Origin of the sequence: Brasilonema sennae CENA114, assembly GCF_006968745.1 — a bacterium.
Lineage (GTDB): Bacteria > Cyanobacteriota > Cyanobacteriia > Cyanobacteriales > Nostocaceae > Brasilonema > Brasilonema sennae.
The window spans coordinates 754804-777102 of the sequence record NZ_CP030118.1 but is presented as its reverse complement, the minus strand read 5'-3'; the positions used below and the strand labels follow the sequence as shown (position 1 = coordinate 777102).

At 43.2% G+C, this 22299-nt stretch carries 18 protein-coding genes and 1 pseudogene; 9 read left to right on the top strand and 10 right to left on the bottom strand.

Going from position 1 to position 22299, the window contains the following annotated elements:
• The first annotated feature begins 32 nt into the window (after positions 1 to 32).
• Complete coding sequence (gene csaB, locus DP114_RS03235; protein WP_171975446.1) at positions 33 to 1076, top strand: polysaccharide pyruvyl transferase CsaB; 1044 nt, start codon at positions 33 to 35, stop codon at positions 1074 to 1076.
• A gap of 9 nt (positions 1077 to 1085) precedes the next feature.
• Here the strand turns inward: csaB and DP114_RS03230 are convergent, their stop codons facing one another.
• Positions 1086 to 1652, bottom strand: a complete 567-nt coding sequence (locus tag DP114_RS03230; protein WP_171975445.1) for a Uma2 family endonuclease — start codon at positions 1650 to 1652, stop codon at positions 1086 to 1088.
• A 483-nt stretch (positions 1653 to 2135) separates the two neighbouring features.
• On the opposite strand from DP114_RS03230, the gene DP114_RS03225 reads away from it, so the two are divergent.
• Both DP114_RS03225 and DP114_RS03220 read left to right on the top strand, forming a co-directional pair.
• Positions 2136 to 2810 (top strand): hypothetical protein, encoded by a 675-nt coding sequence (locus tag DP114_RS03225; RefSeq protein WP_171975444.1) that lies wholly within the window; start codon positions 2136 to 2138, stop codon positions 2808 to 2810.
• A gap of 1131 nt (positions 2811 to 3941) precedes the next feature.
• Positions 3942 to 4352 carry a response regulator gene (locus DP114_RS03220; RefSeq protein ID WP_171975443.1) on the top strand — a complete coding sequence of 137 codons (411 nt, stop codon included), beginning with the start codon at positions 3942 to 3944 and terminating at the stop codon, positions 4350 to 4352.
• A gap of 4 nt (positions 4353 to 4356) precedes the next feature.
• On the opposite strand, the pseudogene DP114_RS34650 reads toward DP114_RS03220, so the two are convergent.
• The 5 genes and pseudogenes from DP114_RS34650 to pgeF all read right to left on the bottom strand — a co-directional run.
• Positions 4357 to 4467 (bottom strand): annotated as a pseudogene (locus DP114_RS34650) (peptidoglycan editing factor PgeF); the annotation flags it as partial.
• Positions 4468 to 4544: 77 nt separating this feature from the next.
• Positions 4545 to 4946 (bottom strand): HNH endonuclease, encoded by a 402-nt coding sequence (locus DP114_RS03215; RefSeq protein ID WP_171975442.1) that lies wholly within the window; start codon positions 4944 to 4946, stop codon positions 4545 to 4547.
• The gene (locus DP114_RS03210; protein WP_171975441.1) at positions 4943 to 5305 is read right to left on the bottom strand and encodes a hypothetical protein; all 363 of its coding nucleotides are present in this window, start codon (positions 5303 to 5305) and stop codon (positions 4943 to 4945) included. The genes DP114_RS03215 and DP114_RS03210 overlap by 4 nt, the downstream gene beginning before the upstream one ends.
• A 142-nt stretch (positions 5306 to 5447) precedes the next feature.
• Positions 5448 to 6113 carry a DCL family protein gene (locus tag DP114_RS03205; RefSeq protein ID WP_246163489.1) on the bottom strand — a complete coding sequence of 222 codons (666 nt, stop codon included), beginning with the start codon at positions 6111 to 6113 and terminating at the stop codon, positions 5448 to 5450.
• Between the two features lie 150 nt (positions 6114 to 6263).
• The gene (gene pgeF / locus DP114_RS03200; protein ID WP_171975439.1) at positions 6264 to 7067 is read right to left on the bottom strand and encodes a peptidoglycan editing factor PgeF; all 804 of its coding nucleotides are present in this window, start codon (positions 7065 to 7067) and stop codon (positions 6264 to 6266) included.
• A gap of 74 nt (positions 7068 to 7141) precedes the next feature.
• On the opposite strand from pgeF, the gene DP114_RS03195 reads away from it, so the two are divergent.
• On the top strand, positions 7142 to 7996 hold the full coding sequence (locus DP114_RS03195) for a biotin--[acetyl-CoA-carboxylase] ligase (RefSeq protein WP_169268748.1): 855 nt from the start codon (positions 7142 to 7144) through the stop codon (positions 7994 to 7996).
• A gap of 254 nt (positions 7997 to 8250) precedes the next feature.
• Positions 8251 to 9879 (top strand): M23 family metallopeptidase, encoded by a 1629-nt coding sequence (locus DP114_RS03190; RefSeq protein ID WP_171975438.1) that lies wholly within the window; start codon positions 8251 to 8253, stop codon positions 9877 to 9879.
• A 490-nt stretch (positions 9880 to 10369) separates the two neighbouring features.
• On the opposite strand, the gene DP114_RS03185 is transcribed toward DP114_RS03190, so the two are convergent.
• Entirely contained in the window at positions 10370 to 11050 is a 681-nt protein-coding gene (locus DP114_RS03185; protein WP_169267116.1) for a riboflavin synthase, read from the bottom strand.
• Positions 11051 to 11390: 340 nt separating this feature from the next.
• Between DP114_RS03185 and DP114_RS03180 the strand changes: the two genes are divergently transcribed.
• Together DP114_RS03180 and DP114_RS03175 are read left to right on the top strand one after the other, a co-directional pair.
• Positions 11391 to 11888 carry a bifunctional nuclease family protein gene (locus tag DP114_RS03180; RefSeq protein WP_171975437.1) on the top strand — a complete coding sequence of 166 codons (498 nt, stop codon included), beginning with the start codon at positions 11391 to 11393 and terminating at the stop codon, positions 11886 to 11888.
• A gap of 64 nt (positions 11889 to 11952) precedes the next feature.
• Positions 11953 to 13083: an aldo/keto reductase gene (locus tag DP114_RS03175; protein WP_171975436.1), complete on the top strand. Its 1131-nt coding sequence runs from the start codon at positions 11953 to 11955 to the stop codon at positions 13081 to 13083.
• On the opposite strand, the gene DP114_RS03170 is transcribed toward DP114_RS03175, so the two are convergent.
• The 3 genes from DP114_RS03170 to DP114_RS03160 all read right to left on the bottom strand — a co-directional run bounded on the left by DP114_RS03170 (position 13084) and on the right by DP114_RS03160 (position 18935).
• Complete coding sequence (locus DP114_RS03170; protein ID WP_171975435.1) at positions 13084 to 16908, bottom strand: MHYT domain-containing protein; 3825 nt, start codon at positions 16906 to 16908, stop codon at positions 13084 to 13086. It abuts the gene before it with no gap.
• A gap of 268 nt (positions 16909 to 17176) precedes the next feature.
• A complete protein-coding gene (gene obgE / locus DP114_RS03165) occupies positions 17177 to 18211 on the bottom strand; it encodes a GTPase ObgE (protein WP_171975434.1) in 1035 nt (344 codons plus the stop codon).
• Between the two features lie 34 nt (positions 18212 to 18245).
• The gene (locus DP114_RS03160; RefSeq protein ID WP_171975433.1) at positions 18246 to 18935 is read right to left on the bottom strand and encodes a Mo-dependent nitrogenase C-terminal domain-containing protein; all 690 of its coding nucleotides are present in this window, start codon (positions 18933 to 18935) and stop codon (positions 18246 to 18248) included.
• Between the two features lie 247 nt (positions 18936 to 19182).
• Between DP114_RS03160 and DP114_RS03155 the strand changes: the two genes are divergently transcribed.
• Positions 19183 to 20001 carry a class I SAM-dependent methyltransferase gene (locus DP114_RS03155; protein ID WP_171975432.1) on the top strand — a complete coding sequence of 273 codons (819 nt, stop codon included), beginning with the start codon at positions 19183 to 19185 and terminating at the stop codon, positions 19999 to 20001.
• 216 nt (positions 20002 to 20217) lie between these two features.
• Complete coding sequence (gene ligA, locus DP114_RS03150) at positions 20218 to 22275, top strand: NAD-dependent DNA ligase LigA (RefSeq protein WP_246163486.1); 2058 nt, start codon at positions 20218 to 20220, stop codon at positions 22273 to 22275.
• Positions 22276 to 22299: the final 24 nt, after the last annotated feature.

The window sequence follows — 22299 nt, the reverse complement described above, 5'->3', positions numbered from 1 at the left end:
TCAAAAGTCATAAATTAAAAATCAGAAGAAAAATGCGGGTACTACTGTCTGGATATTACGGTAAAGGAAATGGTGGCGACGAAGCTTTGTTAGCAACGCTTTTACAGATGCTACCACCATCAGTCACACCTGTGGTTCTCTCTGGCAATCCAGAAGAAACTAACAGTCGCTATGGTGTGGAAGCGTGCGATCGCATGGCACCTTTCACCGTACTACAAGCTTTGCGCTCCTGTGATGCCTTTATTTGGGGTGGTGGTAGCTTAATTCAAGATACAACCAGTGCCGTGAGTCCATTTTATTATGGGCTAATCATGACATTAGCTCAAAAAATGGGCTTAAAAACCATTGCTTGGGGACAAGGAATTGGTCCTTTGAGGCGTTCTGTCACGCGTTGGTTAGCACAGCAAAATTTTGGTGGTTGTACAAAAGTGAGTGTGCGCGATCGCGCTTCTGCTGCATTACTCACTGATTGGCAAATTCCTTTTATCTTAGCTCCTGATCCAGTTTGGGCGCTACAAAGCAAACCAGTTCCTGGACTTTGGGATTTACCCGCCCCCAGAGTGGCGGTGACTTTGCGAAATCACCCCCAGTTAACCCAAACACGCCTTGCTAACCTAACTCGCGCACTGGTTGATTTTCAAAAAGCCACACAAACCTTTATATTATTGTTGCCATTTCAAAAGAGTGAAGATTTAGAGATCGCCCAAGCGATTCAACCGCAACTTAAAGATGTTAGCAAAATTTTGTGCTTGGAAGAACCGGAACTTTTAAAAGGAGTGTTTCGCGGTGTGGAAATGGCAATTGGAATGCGCCTGCATAGTTTGATTATGGCAGCAAGTGAAGGTTGTCGCTGCTTTGCGTTGAGTTACGATCCCAAGGTAAATCGATTGATGGAAGATGTGGATATGCCTGGTTGGGATTTGGCTAATTTGCCAGATGATCCTAATTTCATTAGCACAACATGGATGGAACATTACGCCAATGGCGATCCATTGTCAGCAGAAAAAATTCAGTATTTAGTCGATAGAGCGCTGATTCACCGTGAAGTGTTAAGGGAAGCGTTAATTGATGATTAATGCTTTTGTTTAACTAAATATTCGGGCAATAGGACAAGTGAACCTTGGTAAGAGTGGTGAACTTAATTCGTCATTGATAACTAACGTTGCTACCAGCACCAGTGTAGCTTGCTGCCGTCGATAAACCTGAATTTGCTGCAACTGCCAATCAACAATCCAGTATTCTTGGACGCCTTGAGTAGCGTAAAGCTTCAGCTTCACTTGTTTATCGCGTCGTTCGTTGTTGTCGCCAGGAGAAAGTACCTCAACCACTAACTCTGGTGCTGCAGTGAGGTGTCCTGCATCATCTATCACCAATGCTAGCCGTTCATTGCTAATCCACACCACATCAGGAATGACGTTATCAGCATCAGTAAAAATAATACCAGCTGCCGTGACAGCTTTTCCCAAACCAGATTGGCGAGACCACAGTTTCAACTCTGTACAAATATTGTCAGCAGCTTGTTGATGTTCCCAATGTGGTGCATGTGTCACAAATAACTCTCCGTCTACAATTTCATAGCGCTTGCCGTTATCTGGGAACAGCTCTAAATCAGCAGTTGTCCAGCGTACCTGGTTAGTCGTAGTCTGGCTCATATGGGCATCTTCTGAAGTCTGTTTTTCTAATGTACCAACAGCAAACAACCCTTAACCCAAATAGCGGCAGAATTATTAAAGTTATTGTCTCTGTAAACTCTGAATACATGGTAGTGTACTCATAAGTCTCTGCCTCAATCACTAACTCTAAACAACGAGCTGCGATAAGCCCGCTTGCTGACTTGTTGTCCGTATCGCTTTGTTTTGCTCATGAGTTAACGAAGCCACATCATCCACCACGAACTCTGAATGCATTAACCCTAAGCTAGCTGGTCAAGCGGTTTTTTATTTCTAAAGTTCAGGAAAAGTAGGAAAAGCTGAAAAAGTAGACAGAACAAACAGCAGTTCAACAAAAAAAAGAAAAAGAGTAATAAAAATAACCAGAGAATAATATAAATTACTGTTTTTTTTTCTGTTTTGTGTTACATAAATTATAAGTGAATATACGCTGTTCCACCTTATACAGTTAGCAGAGGAGTCTCTATGCGTTTTTCCCAGGTTCCAGCAATTCTTGCGGGCACAATAGCCGCTTTTGTATCAATTGCACCCGTACGGGCAGAGGCTGCAACTTATCAGGTGCAGTCTGGAGTCACTAGCGTCTATCATGACCTGAGTTATCTCAGCAGTATCGGGCTAAACTTGACAGGCACGGATAATACAGTGCAACCAATTAATAGTAATTTTTTGGTTGGCTTCAACATTACCCCAGCCACAAACTTCACGTTCAGCGACGCGAATGGTTTGACTCCACTTTTAGGTACAATCGAACACACTGGTACTGTTACCTTCAATAACCAAGTTACTGTTGGTAACTTTTCAGTTGGTTACGACCCGACACGTGCCACCAACAATACCAGCGGTCTTTTTCTAAAAGATACAGTGTCTCTAAATACAGTTTTGTTTGATTTGAGCACTCCAGAAAAATTGGCTTTTGATGGCAAAGACTTAACCCTAAGTAATGTTAAATTGCTGTTTTCTCCAGAATTTGCTGGTATACTTCGCAACCCTAGCTTAGCTGGTGGCTTGGGTGGAATAGTACAGGTTGATGCTAAAGTTGTTCGAGTTGCTACCGTACCTGAAGGAGCAAGTGTACTTGCAATTTTGTCACTCAGTGCGGTTGTTTTGACAACTAAGCGTAGTAAACTGCTTATCCATTAACACTCAAGAACATTATCTTAACTATTTCGTTTTCACCCACTGCTATAACGCTTTCGCATTATAGCAGTGGGTCTTTCGTTGAAATAACTTACCTGAGATCTTGCACCTCACCGATAGTATGCCTTGAACTCAAGTTCAAGGCTAATAACCCAAGTCCGTTAAAACGGAACGGCACATGCGTCTCCCCTTGGGAGAAGCAATCATGCGAACAAGTCGGGAAACCCGAACGCCCTAGTGGGAACGGCCACGCCTTACGGTGAGTCCAGCGCTGCGGGAGGGTCTCCCGACAGCCAGGCGACTGGCGAACCCGGAGGGCTATCGGGTATCTCCTGCACAGACGCTACTTTGTAAGTCCCAAAGGGACACGCTTACGCGTATCTCCGTAGGAGACGCTGCGCGAACGCTCGATTCGTGCGCTTGCGCTTACGCCCAAGCCGCGTGCGCTTTGCGCTTACGCAGTCGCCTCTGTCGGGAGACCCTCCAAAGAGCGCTGTCTCACCAGATACCTCTGTCGGGAAACCCTCATCAAGTACTGGCTCAACGGACAGGTGCGCGACTGTCGGGAAACCCGCCCACGGCACTGTCCTCCCCAACGCAGTGCCTCCTCAAAAACTTATCCAGTCCGTTTTAACGGACTTGAACTTTGAGCCAAGAAATTTATTTCTTGGCGGACGAAAGTTATGGTGCAAGATCTGAGTTACAGTATATTGGAAAGATTCATCAGTTATGAGTGCTTGAGTAGAGACGTAATACCGTTTAAATTTGGCCCAAAGAGTTATTAGGCATTTTATGAAATAGTATTAGATAGACGTGCTTGCAATTTTTATCTTGTTTATCACAAAGAAAATATAGATAAAAAAAAATTCCCCTGTGAAAATGGAAGCAAACAACAGAGGAATTGATATGACGTGGATGTTTTCTCAACTATTAATAATATTTAGTTAATGTCAACGAATATTTAACCACCTATTGATGGATATGATTATTAAGTTTTTGTGTGACGAGCGCTACAATGTATTTTTTAGCACATAAATACTTAACATTAACTCATTCTCACAGAGGAGGTTAGGGATAAACACAATTAATTACTCTGCAGATAGAAGAGTATTGTATTTACGTTGTATTTTGCTAATGGGTGAAGCATATAAAACCATTTTATTAGTCGAAGATGAGCCGGATACAAGATTTCTGATCTTAGCCTCATTTGAATTCGCTAATTTACCACTATCTTTTCAAGTCGTTGAAAATGGGCAAGAAGCTGTAAATTACTTGTCGGGTAAAGAGTCTTACGCTGACAGAGAGTGTTATCCACTACCAGTGATGATAATGACAAATATCAGGCTGCCCTACATGTCTGGTTTTGACTTACTTGAATGGGTTAAGCAGCATTCCAAGCTGAGACATTTACCAGTTCTGGTTATGAGTATCTCCGACGATCCAGATGATCTGGTTCAAGCCGCTAGCTTAGGCGCTTGCTCCTACTTTGTTAAAACATCATCTTATAATGATTTGATAGATATTGTGGCGAAACAAGTATTGTAGATATTTAAGCAGAAGTAACGCTAACAATACCAGACCACTGCACTTTTTTCTGCTTTTCTCGGCGGTAAGAAAAGAAATACTCTGGAGTTTGATAAGTACAATAAGGGGCGATTGCCGGAGGCGCAGCTACGTTTAACGCCAACGCTGAAACTAGCAATCCGGTGGAGCGCAGTGTTAGACTGAAACACGCATTTACGGAAATAAACCTAAACGAATCCATAATTGTCGTGCTGCTACTTGAGAAGAGCTATTTATCTGCAAATACTCCACAGTGACTATTCCAATAGAAGTGATGCCCATAACCGTACCAAACTCCACAATGGCTTGGAAATGCTCATCCCATCGGTTTTGTCTTGGATGAAAGAAACGAGCTTGAGTATTTGAATTAGGTTGAATGCCACTGATGGGAGTTCCTTTACGGAGATTACATGAGCGACATGCAAGGGCTAAATTGGACTCATCATCTGCACCTTGTCTAGAAAGCGGGATAATGTGTTCGACTTCAAACGGAAAGTTGAATATGAGTTCAGGTGCATGACAGTATTCACAACGATGATTCGCTCGTTCTGCAACCACTGTGTAATAAGAATTCATTGACTCAATTGCTGCATTAATGCGGCTGTCCGGGCTGTTGCAGCTCTCAGTTCAGTATCAACGAGAGTATCTAGCTCTGCTTGTTGCTCTGGCGGCAACGCTTGTCCTTGATCTCGTGCTGTCCGCCATAGACTCATCAACTCTGATAACCGTTTTTGTTGATCTGTACTGAAGAACGGATCGGGACGAAAACTTTGAATAACGAGCAGCGCACTGAACTCAGTTTCACCTAACTGAGCCGTCAACCCATCTAGGGCTTGCCCCGCAGTTTTGCCAACCGATTGCTTGTTACCCGCAATAGCGCGATAAGACTTTTCACCGTTTGGATTAGAGATTGGCAAAATAGCTACTGTAGTCATTGTTCCAATTGGGATTCGCTTGCCTCAAATTATAACCCTAAGCAATATCGCTCTGTGAACTGAGGTACGTAGCTTTGATTCAAAATTGATCGCCCCAAACATAACATGGTTGTGAACTCAGCGCGATTATGCCACATCTGTTTCACACTTTGACTCCAAGTACGCTCTTGCTTCTAATCTCAAGGGTAGCGTTTTCAGAGTGGTATTTGATCCACTTTTGTCGAAGAGCTTCATCAGCAAAACTCATAGCGAAATCACCATCACGATGAACTTGGAACAATTGTTCCGATAAGACTAAATCCTCGTTTTTTCTGAATGCTTCTGCCAGTTCTTTAAAGTGTAAAGGTGAATGCGCGACATATGATTCTTTTAAGGTGATTGAGTCACCAGTAGTGTGACATTGCAATATTTCTACCCCCTGAAAAGTTTTTTCTCGATAAGCATTGACATAACTATCTGCAGCCTCTCTACATGCCATGAGAAAATGACTTGTCACTGATGGAGGACTTTCAATACATACTTTGTAACTGAAGTTATCGATTGAACGATCTATACGTTGAAACCAGAAACCTCTCGACTTTCCACGATTGACTACATTTTCTTGTATCCAGATGCTTTCTATACCATCACCAATTTTCTCGTAGGAATCGGGATGATTATTGAGAAGCGACCTGATAAATTGGAAGTGTTCAGGAGACAAGAGTTCGTTTAGCTCGTATGCGTATAAAATTTTTTGAACATATTCTTTTAGTTCTTTTTGCGTTTCAAACTCTTTGTCCAGGATTTGAGTTTTTTTCCTTCTAGCCATTTTCAATCTAAGGTCACTTTGAGTTGAGAGAGAGCTTTTTTTAAATTGTGGGCTGTGCTGGACGAGGGGTACGCAGTCCTCTAGATTTTTGATGCGCTGTTACAGATGAGATGGGCGTCTCACTGATAACAATTGGTGAGTTCCAGACACTCACAGGTAATTGCTAACAATACCCGACCACTGCACTTTTTTCTGCTTTTCTCGGCGGTAAGAAAAGAAATACTCTGGAGTTTGATAAGTACAATAAGGGGCGATCGCCATCTGTTCCGGACTAATCCCCAACTGTTCAAGTTGTAAAGTATTCACCCGCCGCACATCCAACCGTACCCGTTCTGGATTTGGATCGCTGAGTAAAGGTGAATTTGGTAGCTTGTACAATGCAGCTACAATTGTTTTTTCGTCGTTATGTGGTATAATTGTTGCTCCAACTTCAGCTGCAACTTGTTCTGAGACTTGATAAACTTCACCTGCGATCGCTGGTCCCATCGCTATTCGCAAATCTTGAAGTTTGCTACCTTGTGCTTGCATTCGGGCGATCGCTTGCGGTACTATCTTGAGCGCAGTGCCACGCCAACCCGCATGAACAGCTGCAACTTGTCCTGTTTTCTCATCAGCAATTAGTACAGGCGTGCAGTCAGCCGTAGCCACCCATACTGCTTGCAGAGGCTGATTGGATATTAACCCATCTCCTGATACAAGGGCATCATCACCTTCTCCATCGACCTTGTCACCACCTTCAGCTAAAAGAGCGACAATTTCTTTTGGAGTCAGGACAGTATTGCCATGTACCTGTTTTAAGCGATAAGCTGATGCTTCTGGATGCAGCACCTTTGTGAGTTCTGACGGATAACTAGGTGAAAACTGCTGAGTAAAAAAGCCATGATGCCAGGGTTCCAATAGACTACAGGTTAGATAGGGTAACCCTTCCCATGTGCGCCAGTGCCAAGCGTGCATCTTTAACCAAACCTAAAAACAAACATCAATAGCAGTCAATTTATCCTAGCACTAGAAAATTTAGGTAAACTGCTATGGCATTGGATCAACAAAAGTTGGAAACTGCTCTACAAGTAGGGCGCAACAGTCCTTATTTACAATTTTCGCTACATCTTTTTGAAACTGTTTCTTCAACTAACCAAATCCTTTGGGACTTACTCGCCCAAGGCGCTGAACCAGGATGTGTTGTGATTGCGACTGAGCAAACAGCAGGAAGAGGACAATGGGGTCGTCAATGGATATCATCAGCTGGGGGATTATATCTTTCAGTGGCTATTGCAAACGGTAATAAAGCAGCAGAAAATACGACTGCTTTTTGCCTCCCCAAACTATATGCTACCAACAGCTACCAACTCACCCTGGCTACTGCTTGGGGAATTGCTCAACAATTGCGAAACTGCGACGTTCCTGTTGGTATTAAATGGCCTAATGATTTAATCTTAGTCAGCCGAAAGCTTGGCGGTATTTTGACGGAAACCAAAATACACAAGGGTGTCATCACTCAAGCAGTGATTGGTGTAGGGTTAAATTGGGCAAACCCTGTACCAGAAACCGGAATTAATCTCCAAATGTGGCAAGCAAATCAGCAGACCAAATTCGTCTCGTGTTTGGAAACGCTTATTTCTACAGTTTTAATTGGAATCGAATCTGGTATACAGTGCTTGTTGCAAGAAGGAATCAATATACTAATATATCGTTATCTAGAGTTGCTGATGAACATAGGTGAGAAAGTCTATGTTAACAACACTGTAGGTACTATCATTGGCGTGGCAAATACTGGGGAGCTTCGGGTTCGTATGGAAACATCGGAACACAAATCAGTAAAAATATCAGAAATTTACCTTCAGCCCGGTACAATCAGTTTGGGTTACTGTCATTCATCTGATTAACCAATTGACCCTTCGGCTCCGCTCAGGGTCAAAGCTGAGCGGAGCCGAAGCTTTGACATTCCCACGCCTAAAAGGGCGATGGGATTCTTGTTTCATTCAATGTACTAACCGTAATTAGATCAGATTTGGTTCCGAATACTCACTCATGAGTATACCCAACACAGCAACAGCGAATGAGACTCGAAACCTATACTCACACCGAATGCGAGTATAGGTAGTTCATGCTCTACAATACACAAAACATCAAAAAAACAATGACGCAGCGCAATAACTCTGCTGAGAACCGTTTGCATCAATTGTGGCAGCAATGTCTGTCAACAAGACGCTTTGCGTCTACGCTCCCAGCACAAAGTCTCGCTTGGCTTGGCAGCATAGGGCTGCTGAGTAATGGTGGTTTGGTCTTTGCTCAAACTGAATCCGCAATCGATAATATTGTTCCCACTACTGAAAACTCTCAACCAGCATCATCGGCGAATAGAGTCAAAAGAGAAACTTTTGAACACAAAGATAGTAGTCCCGCAGTAGAAGGGACGAAATCACAATCCGACGAATTTTCTCAACGCCGAGTTAGACTCAGACAAAGACTCTCTCAGGCAAAAAGACCAAGTCCTGCTGTCGCTCTGCGGAATTACAAACGTCGTGCACAAGATTCACCAACAGGGGTTGCTATCAGAAAATTCAAACCTCGTGCGGAAGTTTCTGTACGTACCGAAAGTGTGACAAACTGGAGAGCAAGGTTACAGAGAAGACCATCTGTAGATATTCCACAATTCAACATAAGTCTGAGCAAGGAACAACCTCAACAACAGGTTTCCCAAGAGAACAACTCACCTGTTCGACGCCGCCTTGCACACTGGAGGGAACTTTTGCAACCCACCGCCTCCTCTAGTAATGACTCCACCCCAAAAGATTACAACAACGCTTATATCGATCCAGGCGAATACAACGTTGGTGCTACCAATAGGTATCAGGCACCGAATTCTGTAGTAGTTACACAACAGTCTAATACTGAATTACCCCAAAAGAAAGCAAGTTGGATTAGAAAAAGTAAACCTGCCACACTAGCAACTGTTCCGCCCGTCAAGCATGTTGAGACAAAAGAACAAAACTCTCTGCAACGTCCCACTCATAGGAGCGTTTCTCGTGCGGTGACTCCTGTAAGGCATCGCAGTTCTCAAACAGCTTATAGAAGTGTGAGTAAGGATACATATCACCCGAATCGGTTTATCCCCGACTTTTCCTCTCCGACAACAGTGAGTTCTGTACCGATCGCACCACTAGGTGGTACCTTAAGCGCACCAATGACTGCAGAAAATCTTGCTCCTCGCCCCAGTAATGTCACATACGACATTCCACTAGCAGCAGTATTGCCGCAAGTAAACTACGGTGAAGTCTATGGTGGTAAACTCGCAAGTGGTCCGGGATTGATGTATCCCCTTTCTATCCCCTCTGCAATTACTTCTTTGTTTGGTTGGCGAACTCATCCCATTACAGGCGATCGCAGTTTCCACTCTGGTACAGACATCGGCGCAGCGATGGGAACACCTGTTTTGGCAGCCTACCCTGGTAAAGTAGAGAGTGCTGATTGGTTGGGCGGCTACGGTATGACAGTGATACTTAACCACAGCAACGCCCAACAAACTCTTTACGGTCATATGTCAGAAATCTTTGTTCAGCCAGGTCAATGGGTGCAAAAGGGAACCGTTATTGGACAAGTTGGTAGCACTGGTTTGTCCACAGGTCCCCACTTGCACTTTGAGGTGCGCCAGCTCACACCTGAAGGATGGGTTGCGACTGATCCAGGCGCTCGATTAGAGTACGCTCTTGGTCAATTAATGCAATCGTTACATACATCTCAGACTCCTCAAGAACCAGGTAGCTAGTACCGCGCTCGTCCCAAGGGGACACGCTGCGCGAACGCGGAATTCAAAATTCGTCTTGAAAAGTTTTGCGCCGGGAAACCCCTTCGGGTATCTCCTGCACAGACGCTACTTTGTAAGTCCCAAAGGGACACGCTTACGCGTATCTCCTACGGAGACGCTGCGCGAACGCTCGATTCGTGCGCTTGCGCTTACGCCCAAGCCGCGTGCGCTTGCGCTTACGCCCAAGCCGCGTGCGCTTGCGCTTACGCAGTCGCCTCTGTCGGGAGAGCCGTCATTCGCGCTGTCTCACCGGACGCGCAAACTTTTCGCAAAATTCAAAAATCTTAGATCATAAGCTTTTCGTTGATTTTGAATGAGTGCTTTATTTGCGCGCCCGTGTACTAGAAGAGTGTGGGAGTCAAGGAGTGAAGGAGTCAAGCAAGAGAGTCATTAAGCATTAACTTTTTTCTTGCTTTGTCCCTCGCTCCTTTTTCTCCTTGTTTGTTTTTACTTACAAATACCCGTGTTCAACTAAGAATCCAGCTGTGATGTCATTTGGAATTGTCTGTGTAGCTTCTTCCAGATCCGGATTGCCAAAACAAAGGAATTTTTCGACGTATTTGCCAAGAATATCTCCCTCTAAATTCACCCAACTACCCGGACTGATGTGTTGGAGATTAGTTTCTTTGTAAGTGACGGGAATCACTGCTACTTTAAACTGTGATAGTTCAGGCTGATAATCGGCTACTGTTAGGCTGATGCCATTTATAGCAATACTTCCTTTAGAAACTATATAGCGGGCGATCGCACCTGGAGCGGTAAAAATCAATTCCCAAGAGGTTTGTGTCGCTTGTGCTGACACAAGTTGACCAATACCGTCCACGTGTCCCATAACGAAATGACCGCCGACTTTACCCCCCACTTTTAGGGATGCTTCTAAGTTAACGTACCTCTGTTGTGTTTCTTCTTGTCCTAGTGTTGTACGGCGCAAGGTTTCTGGTGAAGCCGTAGCAATAAATCCATCTTTTAAAATTTTTTCTACCGTTAGGCAGATGCCATCTACAGCAACGCTGTCACCCGTCGCTAAATCTTGCATAATGACATTAGATGGCTGAGTCACACAAGTGATTTGCCACGAATCCCCATCCAGAGGTTTTACTGTTCCTAATGCTTGGATTATTCCTGTAAACACGGCTTTTTTGCAAAACTAACTCTATTTTATTGCTTATTTTTGCCCAAAAGCAGCCAGTAATTCTCACAAATATTGATTTTCTTTCAGTATAATTTCAGACTAAATCTTATGTCAAAAGTTCAAAAAATTTATATTTATGACTGCGCACATCTAGGAAAGTAGATTATTGTCGAATTAGGCTTGTTTGACTTACTCTGGTGTTCACATCCATTTAGGAGTTTAATAGAAGCAATTATAGAGAATGAAGACTTATGTTTATCTTAACCCCAAAATCATGACAACACAAGTACTATTTGTTACACATAACTTTAGCGCCCAAAGGATTTTAGAGGCTTAGCCAATGCTTGAAATGAAAGTTGCTGGCATAGCATTAGATGCCATAACCCGTAGCCCGATTGTACTGTTGAAAGATGCTTCAGACCGCCGTGCATTACCAATTTACATTGGTCAAGAACAAGCGAGGGCAATTATGGGCGCACTGGAGAATCAAAAACCTCCAAGACCCCTAACCCATGACCTGATGGTGAATATGTTGGATGCATGGAACATAGTTTTGGAACGGATCATCATTCATTCGTTACAAAAAGATACATTTTATGCAGCTTTAATTGTGAAGCAAGGCGAAGTCAAGAAAGAAATAGACGCGCGTCCTAGTGATGCGATCGCGATCGCCCTCCGTACAAATACTCCTATTTGGGTCATGGAAGAAGTTATTGCGGATGCTTCTATCCCTGTAGATCGGGATGCAGATGAAGCCGAACAGCAAGCCTTTCGGGAATTTATTTCTAATCTGCGACCTGAAGATTTGATTAAGCGCTTTGGTAATGGCGAAACATAAATGAGATATAAACAATGAGTTATGAGTGACTTGCTTAAACTCTTAACTCCGAACTCTGTTAAAAATGAAATACCGACGTTTTGGAAAAACGAATCTACGCTTGTCTGTTTTTTCCTTGGGGACAATGCGCTACTTAGCTTCAGAGGAAAATGCATGGCAAACCATCCACAAAGCTATAGTGTTGGGGATTAATCATTTAGAAACTGCTAGAGGATACGGAAAGAGTGAGCAGTATCTTGGTGAAGCAATTTCCGTTGGGTTACCAGTTAAGCGTTGCCAAGTTCACATCACCACTAAAATTCCACCAACAGCGGATGCTGACACTATGCGTCGGTATATCGATGAATCTCTGGAACGATTAAAGTTGGATTATCTAGATTGCCTAGGGATTCACGGTTTAAACACATGGGAACATCTTGACTGGGTAAAAGCCAAGGGTGGCTGTATGCAGGCGGTGCAGGAAGCTATTGCTGATGGTCGGGTACGACACGTTGGTTTTTCTACCCACGCGCCTTTAGAGATTATCTTGGCTGCAATAGATACAGATTTATTTGAATTTGTCAATCTGCATTATTACTATTTCTTTCAACGCAACGCAGAGGCAATTCAGAAAGCATTTGAGAAAGATATGGGTGTGTTTATTATTTCTCCTGCTGATAAGGGAGGACGCCTGTATACGCCACCCCAAACTTTGAAAGATTTATGTGATCCTCTTTCACCCTTAGAGTTAAACTATCGGTTTTTACTAAATGATTCTCGAATCACGACTCTTAGCGTCGGACCCGCAAACCCAGATGAATTAACAGAACCCTTGCGGGTTGCAGATTGTGATCACAAGCTTACCCCAGAGGAAATAACCGTCTTTCAACGTTTGGAAAATCATCAAAAAACTGTTTTAGGAACAGACAAATGCAGCCAGTGCTATGCGTGCTTACCGTGCCCAGAAAATATCAACATTCCAGAAGTGTTGCGACTACGCAATCTTGCAGTTGCATATGACATGGATGATTTTGGGCAATATCGCTACAGAATGTTTGAAAATGCTGGTCACTGGTTCGGTGGAATGAAAGCTAGCCGTTGTACAGAATGCGGTGACTGTCTCCCCCGGTGTCCCCAAGAGTTGGATATACCAGCTTTGTTACAAGATACTCATAGTAGGCTAAATGGATCATCAGGACGACGATTGTGGGGTTAATTATTCTACCACAAGTTGGGGGGTTTGTATCCTTTTATAATTGCTGAGTTCTGCGTTCTGGAGAATGCAAGGGCGCTGCCCGTTCTGAGTTCTCTGTTCGGTCAGTTCTATGACTTGCTCAAAGTCAAAATTTTCAACCAAAACTTTTAAAGTCTCAATCATATCTACTTTGTCTGCTGGAATTTGTTCCATAAGTTGAAAAATGAGCAAATCGTTGCCAGCAGAAGCAGCATTTTGAAGCTGTTGTATCCACTCGCTAGGCATAGTTTCCATCACAGAAATTAAGTTAGGAGAATTGGTAACAACCTTACAAGTAGGTGGAGTGATCTCTGTATTTGTTGTATTTTCTGGATCAAGAAATTGCACGCCCAAATATTTGCTTATTTTTCCGACAATATCTTGTTCTTGAAAGGGTTTACTTAAAATATCATCACAGCCAGCACTCAAAATTTTGTATTTTTCTTCTTGAAAAGCGTTTGTTGTTGTAGCAATGATGATGGTTTGATGAGAATGCTGGGGTGTGTTCCTTTCCTTTTCTTTGATCAAGCTAGTTGCCTCATAGCCATCCATCAACGGCATCCGTGTATCCATAAAAATTAAGTGCGGGTGCCATATTTCCCAGAGAGTGACAGCATCTTGACCATTACTGGCTTCGTGTACTTGAAAGCCTTGTTTGTCCAGCAGCTTGACCAATAGCATACGGTTGGTTAGCTGGTCATCGACAACTAAAATCCGATAAGCGGGTTGCTCAGAAGCTAAGCGAATGACTTTGTAACTGGTGAACTCAGGAGTTTGTGTTTTCGTTTCTGTTGCCTCCTCCACAGGGATAGAAAAGCTAAACTGAGTTCCAACCCCCAAAGTACTGCTAACCTTGATTTGTCCTCCCATCATTTGCACAAACTTATGACTGATGGATAAACCCAAGCCAGTACCTCCACCAGATTTTAACCCTGTTGCAGTTTGTTCAAAGGCTTGAAATAATTTATGGAATTCATTGGGATGAATGCCACAACCAGTGTCTGTTACCTCAAACAGGAGATGAGGTGTGGTGGTGACATTCTCTGCACATTTGTTTGTCTGGGCTTGCTCGACTGACACCCGAAGAGTGACACTTCCTTTTTCGGTAAATTTAGTGGCATTGTCCAGTAAGTTAATTAAAACTTGACGCAATTTTCCTTCGTCAGTTGTGATATATTGCGGGACTTGAAGGGTACGCTCAAATACCAGGTTTAAGCCTTTAGATTCAGCTTTGAGTTTGAGCATTCCCTCTAAACTCTCAAGCAGGTAAAATAAATCAAACTTATTCTCATTAAATGTCATACCTCCTGCTTCGATTTTAGACATGTCTAAAACGTCGTTAATTAACTCCAACAGATGTTCGCCGCTACGATTAATGATACTCAGGTATTTCTGATGCTCTGCTTTGAGGGAACTGTCGCGGTTCATCAGTTGGGTAAAGCCAAGAATCGCGTTGAGTGGTGTTCTCAGCTCGTGGGTCATATGTGCTAAAAATTCGCTTTTAGCTTGATTTGCTTTATCAGCGACTTCTTTAGCTTGTTTGAGTTCGCTAGATTGTTTTTGCGTTTGTGCTAACAATTGTGCCTGTTGAATTGCTACTCCCAACTGTGCTCCGATCTGAAGGACGATTTTGATTTCTGTTTCTTTCCATTGACGAGGAGCAGAATTTTCATACGTTGCTAGGAAGCCCCAAAGTTGATTGCTGCAAAAGATTGGAACTATGATATACGCGCGTGCTTGAAATTGTTCTAACAATTCAACGTAACAAGAGTCAAATCCAGCTTTGTAAATATCCGGAACGCACCGATAACTTGTGCCAGAATGAAAATCACCGCCCTGGGTGTCGTACAGATAGGTGTCTTGTATGATCTGACGTAGATCTTGTTGTAATTCTTTAATCACACAATCGATTTGGTTAACCGCGACTTGTGTGACTTGGGATTGATTATTTTGTAACCTGATAAGTGCTTTCCAACCTTGTGCTACTGACTCACAGATAATTTCTCCACTCCAGTCAGGATGAAAGCGATAAACCAGGACGCGATCGCAGCTTAAAACTTGTCGCAACTCTTGTGTTGTTGCACGGAAAATTTGGTCAATTTCCAAAGTTTGACGCATGCGTTGAATCACAAAAGAAATTGCTCTTTCTCGTTCTGCACTCTTAGCAAGCAATTCTTCTGCTAGTTTACGTTCTAGTTCAGCCCCTGCGCGAGCAGCAAAAATTTTCAAACAGGACTCTTTGCTTAAATCAATCTCTAGAGGCTTAACATCCATCACCACCAAATAACCGATAGTCTCGCCGTTTGAGTTGACTAGAGGAAGCAAATAGCTGTGAAGATTCAACTGGGCGGCATCTTTTTCTTTAAGTAAAAGTCTTGATAACTCATCGTCACAATGGCAGCAACATGTTCCATCAAAGACGACTTTACAGTGTTCGTGGCTAATAGTAGCTATGTCGTACTTGAAGTTTTGATCAAAATCAACACTATTCCAGAATGCTAGGGTACCAAGTTGAGTTTTCGTTTCCGTAATAAATTCACTTACAAAGACATAAGGAACTTGTAACAGTTTTGCAATATAGCGTACGCATGAGCGAAAGAATTCATCACCAGTTGTATAAGCTGTTCCCTCAACAATTAATTGCAGTGTGGCTTCAACTTGCTTTCTTTGAGTGATATCACTAAAAGTGCAGACAACCCTTTCTACACGATTATCATTTCCGATCTGGGGGTCTGCATTAACTAGCAGCCAACGTTGATTTAGGCTTTTTGGATCCTCAATTCCCACGACCATATTCTGAATGGGTTTTTGTAGAGCGATTGCTTTCTGTACGGGGAATTCTTCTTCACAAAGACGTGTTCCATCTTCACGCAACAACAACCAACCAGCACCAAATACTTGATGCTGTTTATCCTGGAGATTTTGATTTAGGAGATTGTTTGCGGCTTGATTGCTGCTCAGGATTTTAGCATTGCTATTGAGTAATAAAACTCCCACTTGCATCTTTTGGATCAGCATCCGAAAGCGTTTTTCACTCTCTTCTAAAGCCTTTTGTTGTAATAACTGATCTGTTAAAGATTGGTCGAAGAAAGAAGTTAATAAGGCTAAAGTTAAGATGAATAATGTCGCAACTCCGATAGCAATAGCCAACCACAACTGATTAATTACCGGAGATTGCAGTATTGATAAATGTTTATGGGGCATAAAGTGAGTTGCCCACATTCCTGTATAGTGCATTCCACTGATGGCAATTCCCATTAAAAAGGCACTGCCAACCTTCTGCCATTTCGCCCCTTTCAACTCTTGATTTTTTTTCAGTCGAAATGCCAGCCAAAGAGCCGCGAAAGAGGCAATGATGGCAATGATCACTGATAAACTGACTAACTTTAAGTTATAGTCGAGCTTTGCTTGAAGTCGCATAGCTGCCATGCCCGTGTAGTGCATTGAAGCAATGGCTAGTCCCATGCAAACCCCACCACCAATTAAAACTGCTGTTGAAATAGAACGGCTCAACAACGATAAAGCTATGCTAGAAGCAAGCACCGCAAACAGCAGAGACAGCAGAGTCATCCACAGATCGTAACTCACAGGCACAGGTAATTCAAAAGCGATCATGGCAATAAAGTGCATTGACCAAATGCCCATTCCCATTGCGATCGCTCCCCCCAACAGCCAGAGCAAACGCTTGTTCCAACCAAGCTGGACTCTTTTTGATAAGTCTAAAGCTGTGTATGAAGAAATAACTGCGATCGCAAAAGAAAGTCCGACTAATTCTAATTTATATGTGCCTGTTAATTCGCTATACATATTTTTTCTGCGTCTACCCAACAGACTACTCAAATGTGAACTGACTCTTTTTTTAGAAAGTACAATACTGCCACTCTCGGAAGATGCAGCAACATGGCTTCCAATAAGCAAATGAGTCATATCCACAAGCTACAATCTTTAGCTCATTTTATAGTCCACATCTCTACTCTTAAGTAAAGAATGTAAATTTTATAGTTAATTTTAAGTGAGCAAGGGATAAGCAAATTATTTCTTGATGATAAAAAATCAGCAAGATTACGTATTTTGTTCATTCTGTACTAATCTTCTCGCTAACTTCAAGAGCATTGAGTTGATCGAGTATTGACCAAATGTACTGTAACATTGCTTCTAAACCAGTACCTGTAACAGCCGAGATCAGGAAAACAGGAGAGTAACAAAGGTGATTTAATTGCGTTGCCAGCGCTTCCAAATCCTTTGTTTCCCTATCAACAGCATCAATTTTGTTCAGCGCCAAAACTTGCGGACGTTCTGCCAAACCCCGTCCATATACTTGCAATTCTTGTTGAATTATGTTAAAATCACCAATCACATCTTCACTGGTTACATCAATAAGGTGTAGCAGTACACGTGTGCGCTCAATGTGACGTAAGAAATCGTGTCCTAGACCGGCTCCTTGGGAAGCACCTTCAATAAGTCCGGGAATATCAGCAAAAACTGTGCCATCTCCAGTGGGTTTGCGCACGACACCCAAATTTGGAATCAAAGTTGTGAAGGGGTAGTCGGCAATTTTGGGACGTGCAGCGGATAAAGCTGAAATCAAAGTCGATTTTCCGGCATTAGGTAACCCAATAATCCCAACTTCCGCCAAAAGTTTCAACTCCAGACGCAGTGATTTGATTTCCCCTGCTAATCCAGGTAGAGCATACTCAGGGGCGCGGTTACGGTTACTCAAGAAATACTTATTTCCCAGTCCACCCTTACCACCTTCAGCAACGAGCAAAGTTTGTCCTGGTTCGACTAAGTCTCCGATGATATCATCAGTTTCGGCATTATAAGCAACGGTTCCGCAGGGAACTTCAATAATCAAATCCTTGCCATTTGCCCCTGTACAATTATTTGGTCCACCACGAGAACCGTTTTCTGCCTTAAAGAGGTGGTTGTATCTAAAGTCAAGCAAAGTTTGCAGGTTTTCTTTAGCAACGAACAACACGCTTCCGCCTTTTCCCCCATTTCCACCAGAGGGACCACCTGCGGGGACGTACTTTTCTCTGCGGAAGGCGACAATACCATCGCCTCCGTTTCCTGCTTCTACTTCAATTTTTGCTTGATCGATGAATTGCATAGTTAGTTAGTCATTAGTTATTTACTCATAATGACTAAATATACGGCGAAATGTCCTCACCACAGTCATCAGCAAGATAAGATAGAGCGCGAAAACGCAAGCCAACAAGTTGTTCATAAAGTGGGTTGAGTTTGCATAATGGCGGAATGTGAACAACTTTACGTTTAAACAGCTTGACATCACGCTCAAAAGGACACTGTGAAGGTATCATCTTACATAGAAAACGAGCCACTCTGGGGTCATGAATATCTAGCTTGTCAAGCCAGTTGCGCATGGGGCGCAGTGCATCAATTTGACGCTTTGTGGGTGCAGCTTGTAAAGGAACTGGAGTCGCAACAGAATCCTGCGGCTGTGGGGGTTCGAGTGTGTGGCGCAGGGCTTCTAACAGGTTCTCTGGTTGTTCTAAGGCTTTGCATAACTGGTGCAGCAGATAGTCTTCGCTGGAGGAATATATACCGTCTGCGATCGCAACTAACACTGCTGTCCGTAAGAAATTTTCTGCTGTTTTTGTACCTTTGCCCAAAATTGCAGCTAATTCCTCTGGTTCTATTGGGTCAAATGGCTCTATCTTGATGCCAGGAGCGAGTTCATCTTCAGTGATGGTGGTAATTAATTCTTGTTCTTGAGCATCGAAGTCACCATCAGCCCAAGCTATGGTGAGGAGTCCACGTAGCCAAGCGGCAATTTGTTCGCTGGTATAAGGAGATTTCACGGCACTTGTCATAAACTGACGCCTAAAGCAACTCTCAAGTCTATACTAACCTGTGCTAGATGAGAAAGTATGGTGCTTGTTGGCAAAACTTTTTAGGCTCTTGATTGCTGGAGAACACTGTTGTTAGTGATTTTTTCCATCATTCTGTTGTGTTTTACTAAGTATTTCACACTCAGCGTTATCTTACGCTACAATTTCATCTAAAGTACTAATAAGAAACTTTATTATTAAATAATGAAGTGAGTTAGTAGAGGTATTTATGATTAAAACCAAGGTTGACTTAGGTATCGTACAAGAAACACTACTCATCCCACTTTGGGGAAGGGCGTCTGAACTACAGCAAACCGAGCCGATCATCTGTGATCCCAAATCGGCTGAGATTCTTGAGGCAATTGATTACGATTTTGATAAATTTGCTCCTGCTAAAAACTCTCAGATAGGTGTTTGTCTGCGAGGGATGATTCTTGACAATTGGGTACGCACCTACCTCAAGCAGTATCCGCAAGGTTCGGTTGTCGAGATTGGTGCTGGACTGAATACGCGCTTTGAACGAGTGGATAACGGTGAAGTACGGTGGTTTGATTTAGATTTACCAGACTCAATGTTACTACGGAAGCAATTTTTTGAGGAAACCGAACGCCGTAAATTTATCACTGCTTCTGCTTTAGAGACAGACTGGATAGAAAGTGTAAAAGCAGTTAGTACAGAACCTTGCTTGTTTGTAGCAGAAGGAGTCTTGATGTATTTTAACGAACAGCAAGTCAAGCAGTTGTTTACTAATCTTTTAGAGCATTTTCCTGGTTCTTGCTTTGCCTTTGATTGTGTGTCGCAGTTTTGGATAAAAAATCAAAAAAGACATGGTGCGCTTAAGTACACTTCGGCAAAGATGTTTTGGGGTATCTCAGATATTCGCCAGATTCAAGATTGGGATTCCCGATATCAAGTGATGGAAGCTTGTGGGTTTGCAGATCTACCAGCTAAATATTTGCAGCGTTTTCCCTTAATATTTCGCTTGCTGTTTTCGTATATTCCTCTGCTACGAAATTCCTATCGCTTAGCTTTAATGAAATTAGGTTGAATTCAAAATATTTCAAGTTTACACAAGGGCAAAGATATAGCAGTTCTGACAGAACGTGCTTCTACTAAGAAGTAGAGGACAAGACTTGTGAAATTTAATTAAGCTATAAGCTGTAGCTTTCAGCTGTTTGGGTGTTAGGATTAATAGCCAACCTACTCCATCCCTCAAAAGGCAGAATGCTGAAAGCTGCAAGCTAGTAGCGATTAAATGACGGAGATGGATGTAGTGCAAGCGATAAACACAGAAGCCAAACAGCGCGTTCAAGAACTGCGACAATTACTACAAAAGGCGAGCTTAGCCTACTACGTCCTTGATTCTCCCATTATGGAGGACGCAGTTTATGACCAGTTATATCGAGAATTGCAACAACTGGAAAATCAGTATCCAGAATTGGTTGCACCTGATAGCCCCACTCAACGGGTAGGAGAGAAACCAGCAACTCAATTTCTCTCAGTTCGCCACAATGTTCCACTCTATAGTTTAGAAAATGCGTTTAACATTGACGAGTTAAAGGCATGGGAAGGGCGCTGGCGGCGACAAGCACCTAACGTAGGAGAGGTGGAGTATGTCTGCGAACTGAAAATTGATGGTTCTGCCTTAGCGTTGACATATGAAAATGGTATTCTCACCAGAGGTGCAACTAGGGGTGACGGAGTTATGGGTGAAGACATCACCCAAAATGTGCGGACTATTCGCTCAATTCCCTTGCGCTTGAATGTAGAGACATTACGTGAAAACTCTCTTCCAGAGAGGATAGAGGTGCGAGGTGAAGCGTTTTTACCTTTGGAAGTGTTTAAACAAATCAATGAGGAAAGGCAAAAAGTCGGTGAAGCAGTCTTTGCTAATCCTCGAAACGCTGCTGCTGGAACCCTCAGACAATTAGACTCCCGAACTGTAGCCCGACGACGGTTAGATTTCTTTGCCTACACGCTACATATTCCTGGTAGAGATGATGCTAGTATCGCTAATACTCAGTGGGAAGCTCTGGAATTGTTACAAAAGTTGGGGTTTCGCGTCAACCCTAACCATAAGCTTTGTCCTTCTCTGGAAGATGTTGCACAGTATTATGGATACTGGGACACCGAAAGGCTGAATTTGCCTTACATGACAGATGGGGTGGTGGTAAAGCTGAATTCTTTTAAGCTGCAGGAACAACTGGGGTTTACGCAAAAGTTTCCCCGTTGGGCGATCGCCCTAAAATATGCAGCAGAAGAAGCACCCACCCGTGTAGAAAATATTGCTGTCAACGTGGGAAGAACGGGGGCGCTGACTCCTCTTGCTCAAATGCACCCTGTGCAACTCGCAGGGACAACGGTTTCTCGTGCTACCCTACATAATGCTGACCGTATTGCTCAATTAGATATCCGGATTGGTGATACAGTTATTGTCCGTAAAGCTGGGGAAATTATTCCAGAAGTCGTGCGGGTTCTTAAAGAACTCCGTCCTGAGAATGCTCAAAGCTTTGTTATGCCTTCCCATTGTCCGGTTTGCTCAAGTGCAGTGGTTCGGGAGATGGGAGAAGCGGTGACTCGCTGCGTTAATATTTCTTGTCCAGCTATCCTGAAGGGGGCGATCGAACATTGGGTGAGTCGCGATGCTTTGGATATCAAGGGTATGGGCGAAAAACTGGTGCATCAACTTGTGGATAAAGGAGTGGTGCATTCTGTTGCCGATGTGTACAACTTGACAGAAGAAAAGTTATGTGCATTGGAGCGGATGGGGAAAAAGTTGGCACAGAAGTTGGTGGAGGCGATCGCCCAATCAAAAAACCAACCTTGGTCACGCGTGTTGTATGGTTTGGGTATTCGTCACGTTGGTAGCGTGAATGCTCAATTGTTGACACAGAAGTTTCCCACGGTGGAACAGTTGGCGCAAGCTTCACAAGCAGATATTGAAACTGTTCACGGTATCGGTGAGGAAATTGCTCAGTCTGTACACCAGTGGTTCCACATCAGTGCAAATCAAAGTTTGATTTCTCGGTTGAAAGATGCTGGGTTGCAATTTGCTGGTGCTGTGGAGGAAACTGCGGTGAGTCAGAGTCATCAAAAGTTTGCTGGGAAAACTTTTGTGATTACTGGTACGCTTCCTACTTTGAAGCGGGATGAGGCGAAGGAGTTGATTCAGAAGGCTGGTGGAAAGGTGACGGATTCTGTGAGTAAGAAAACAGATTTTTTGGTTGTGGGTGAAGAGGCGGGTTCTAAGTTGGTAAAGGCGCAAGAGTTGGGTGTTCGTCAGTTGAGTGAAGGGGAGTTGTTGGAGTTGTTGGAGGATTAACGAACCGCAGAGGCGCAGAGAACG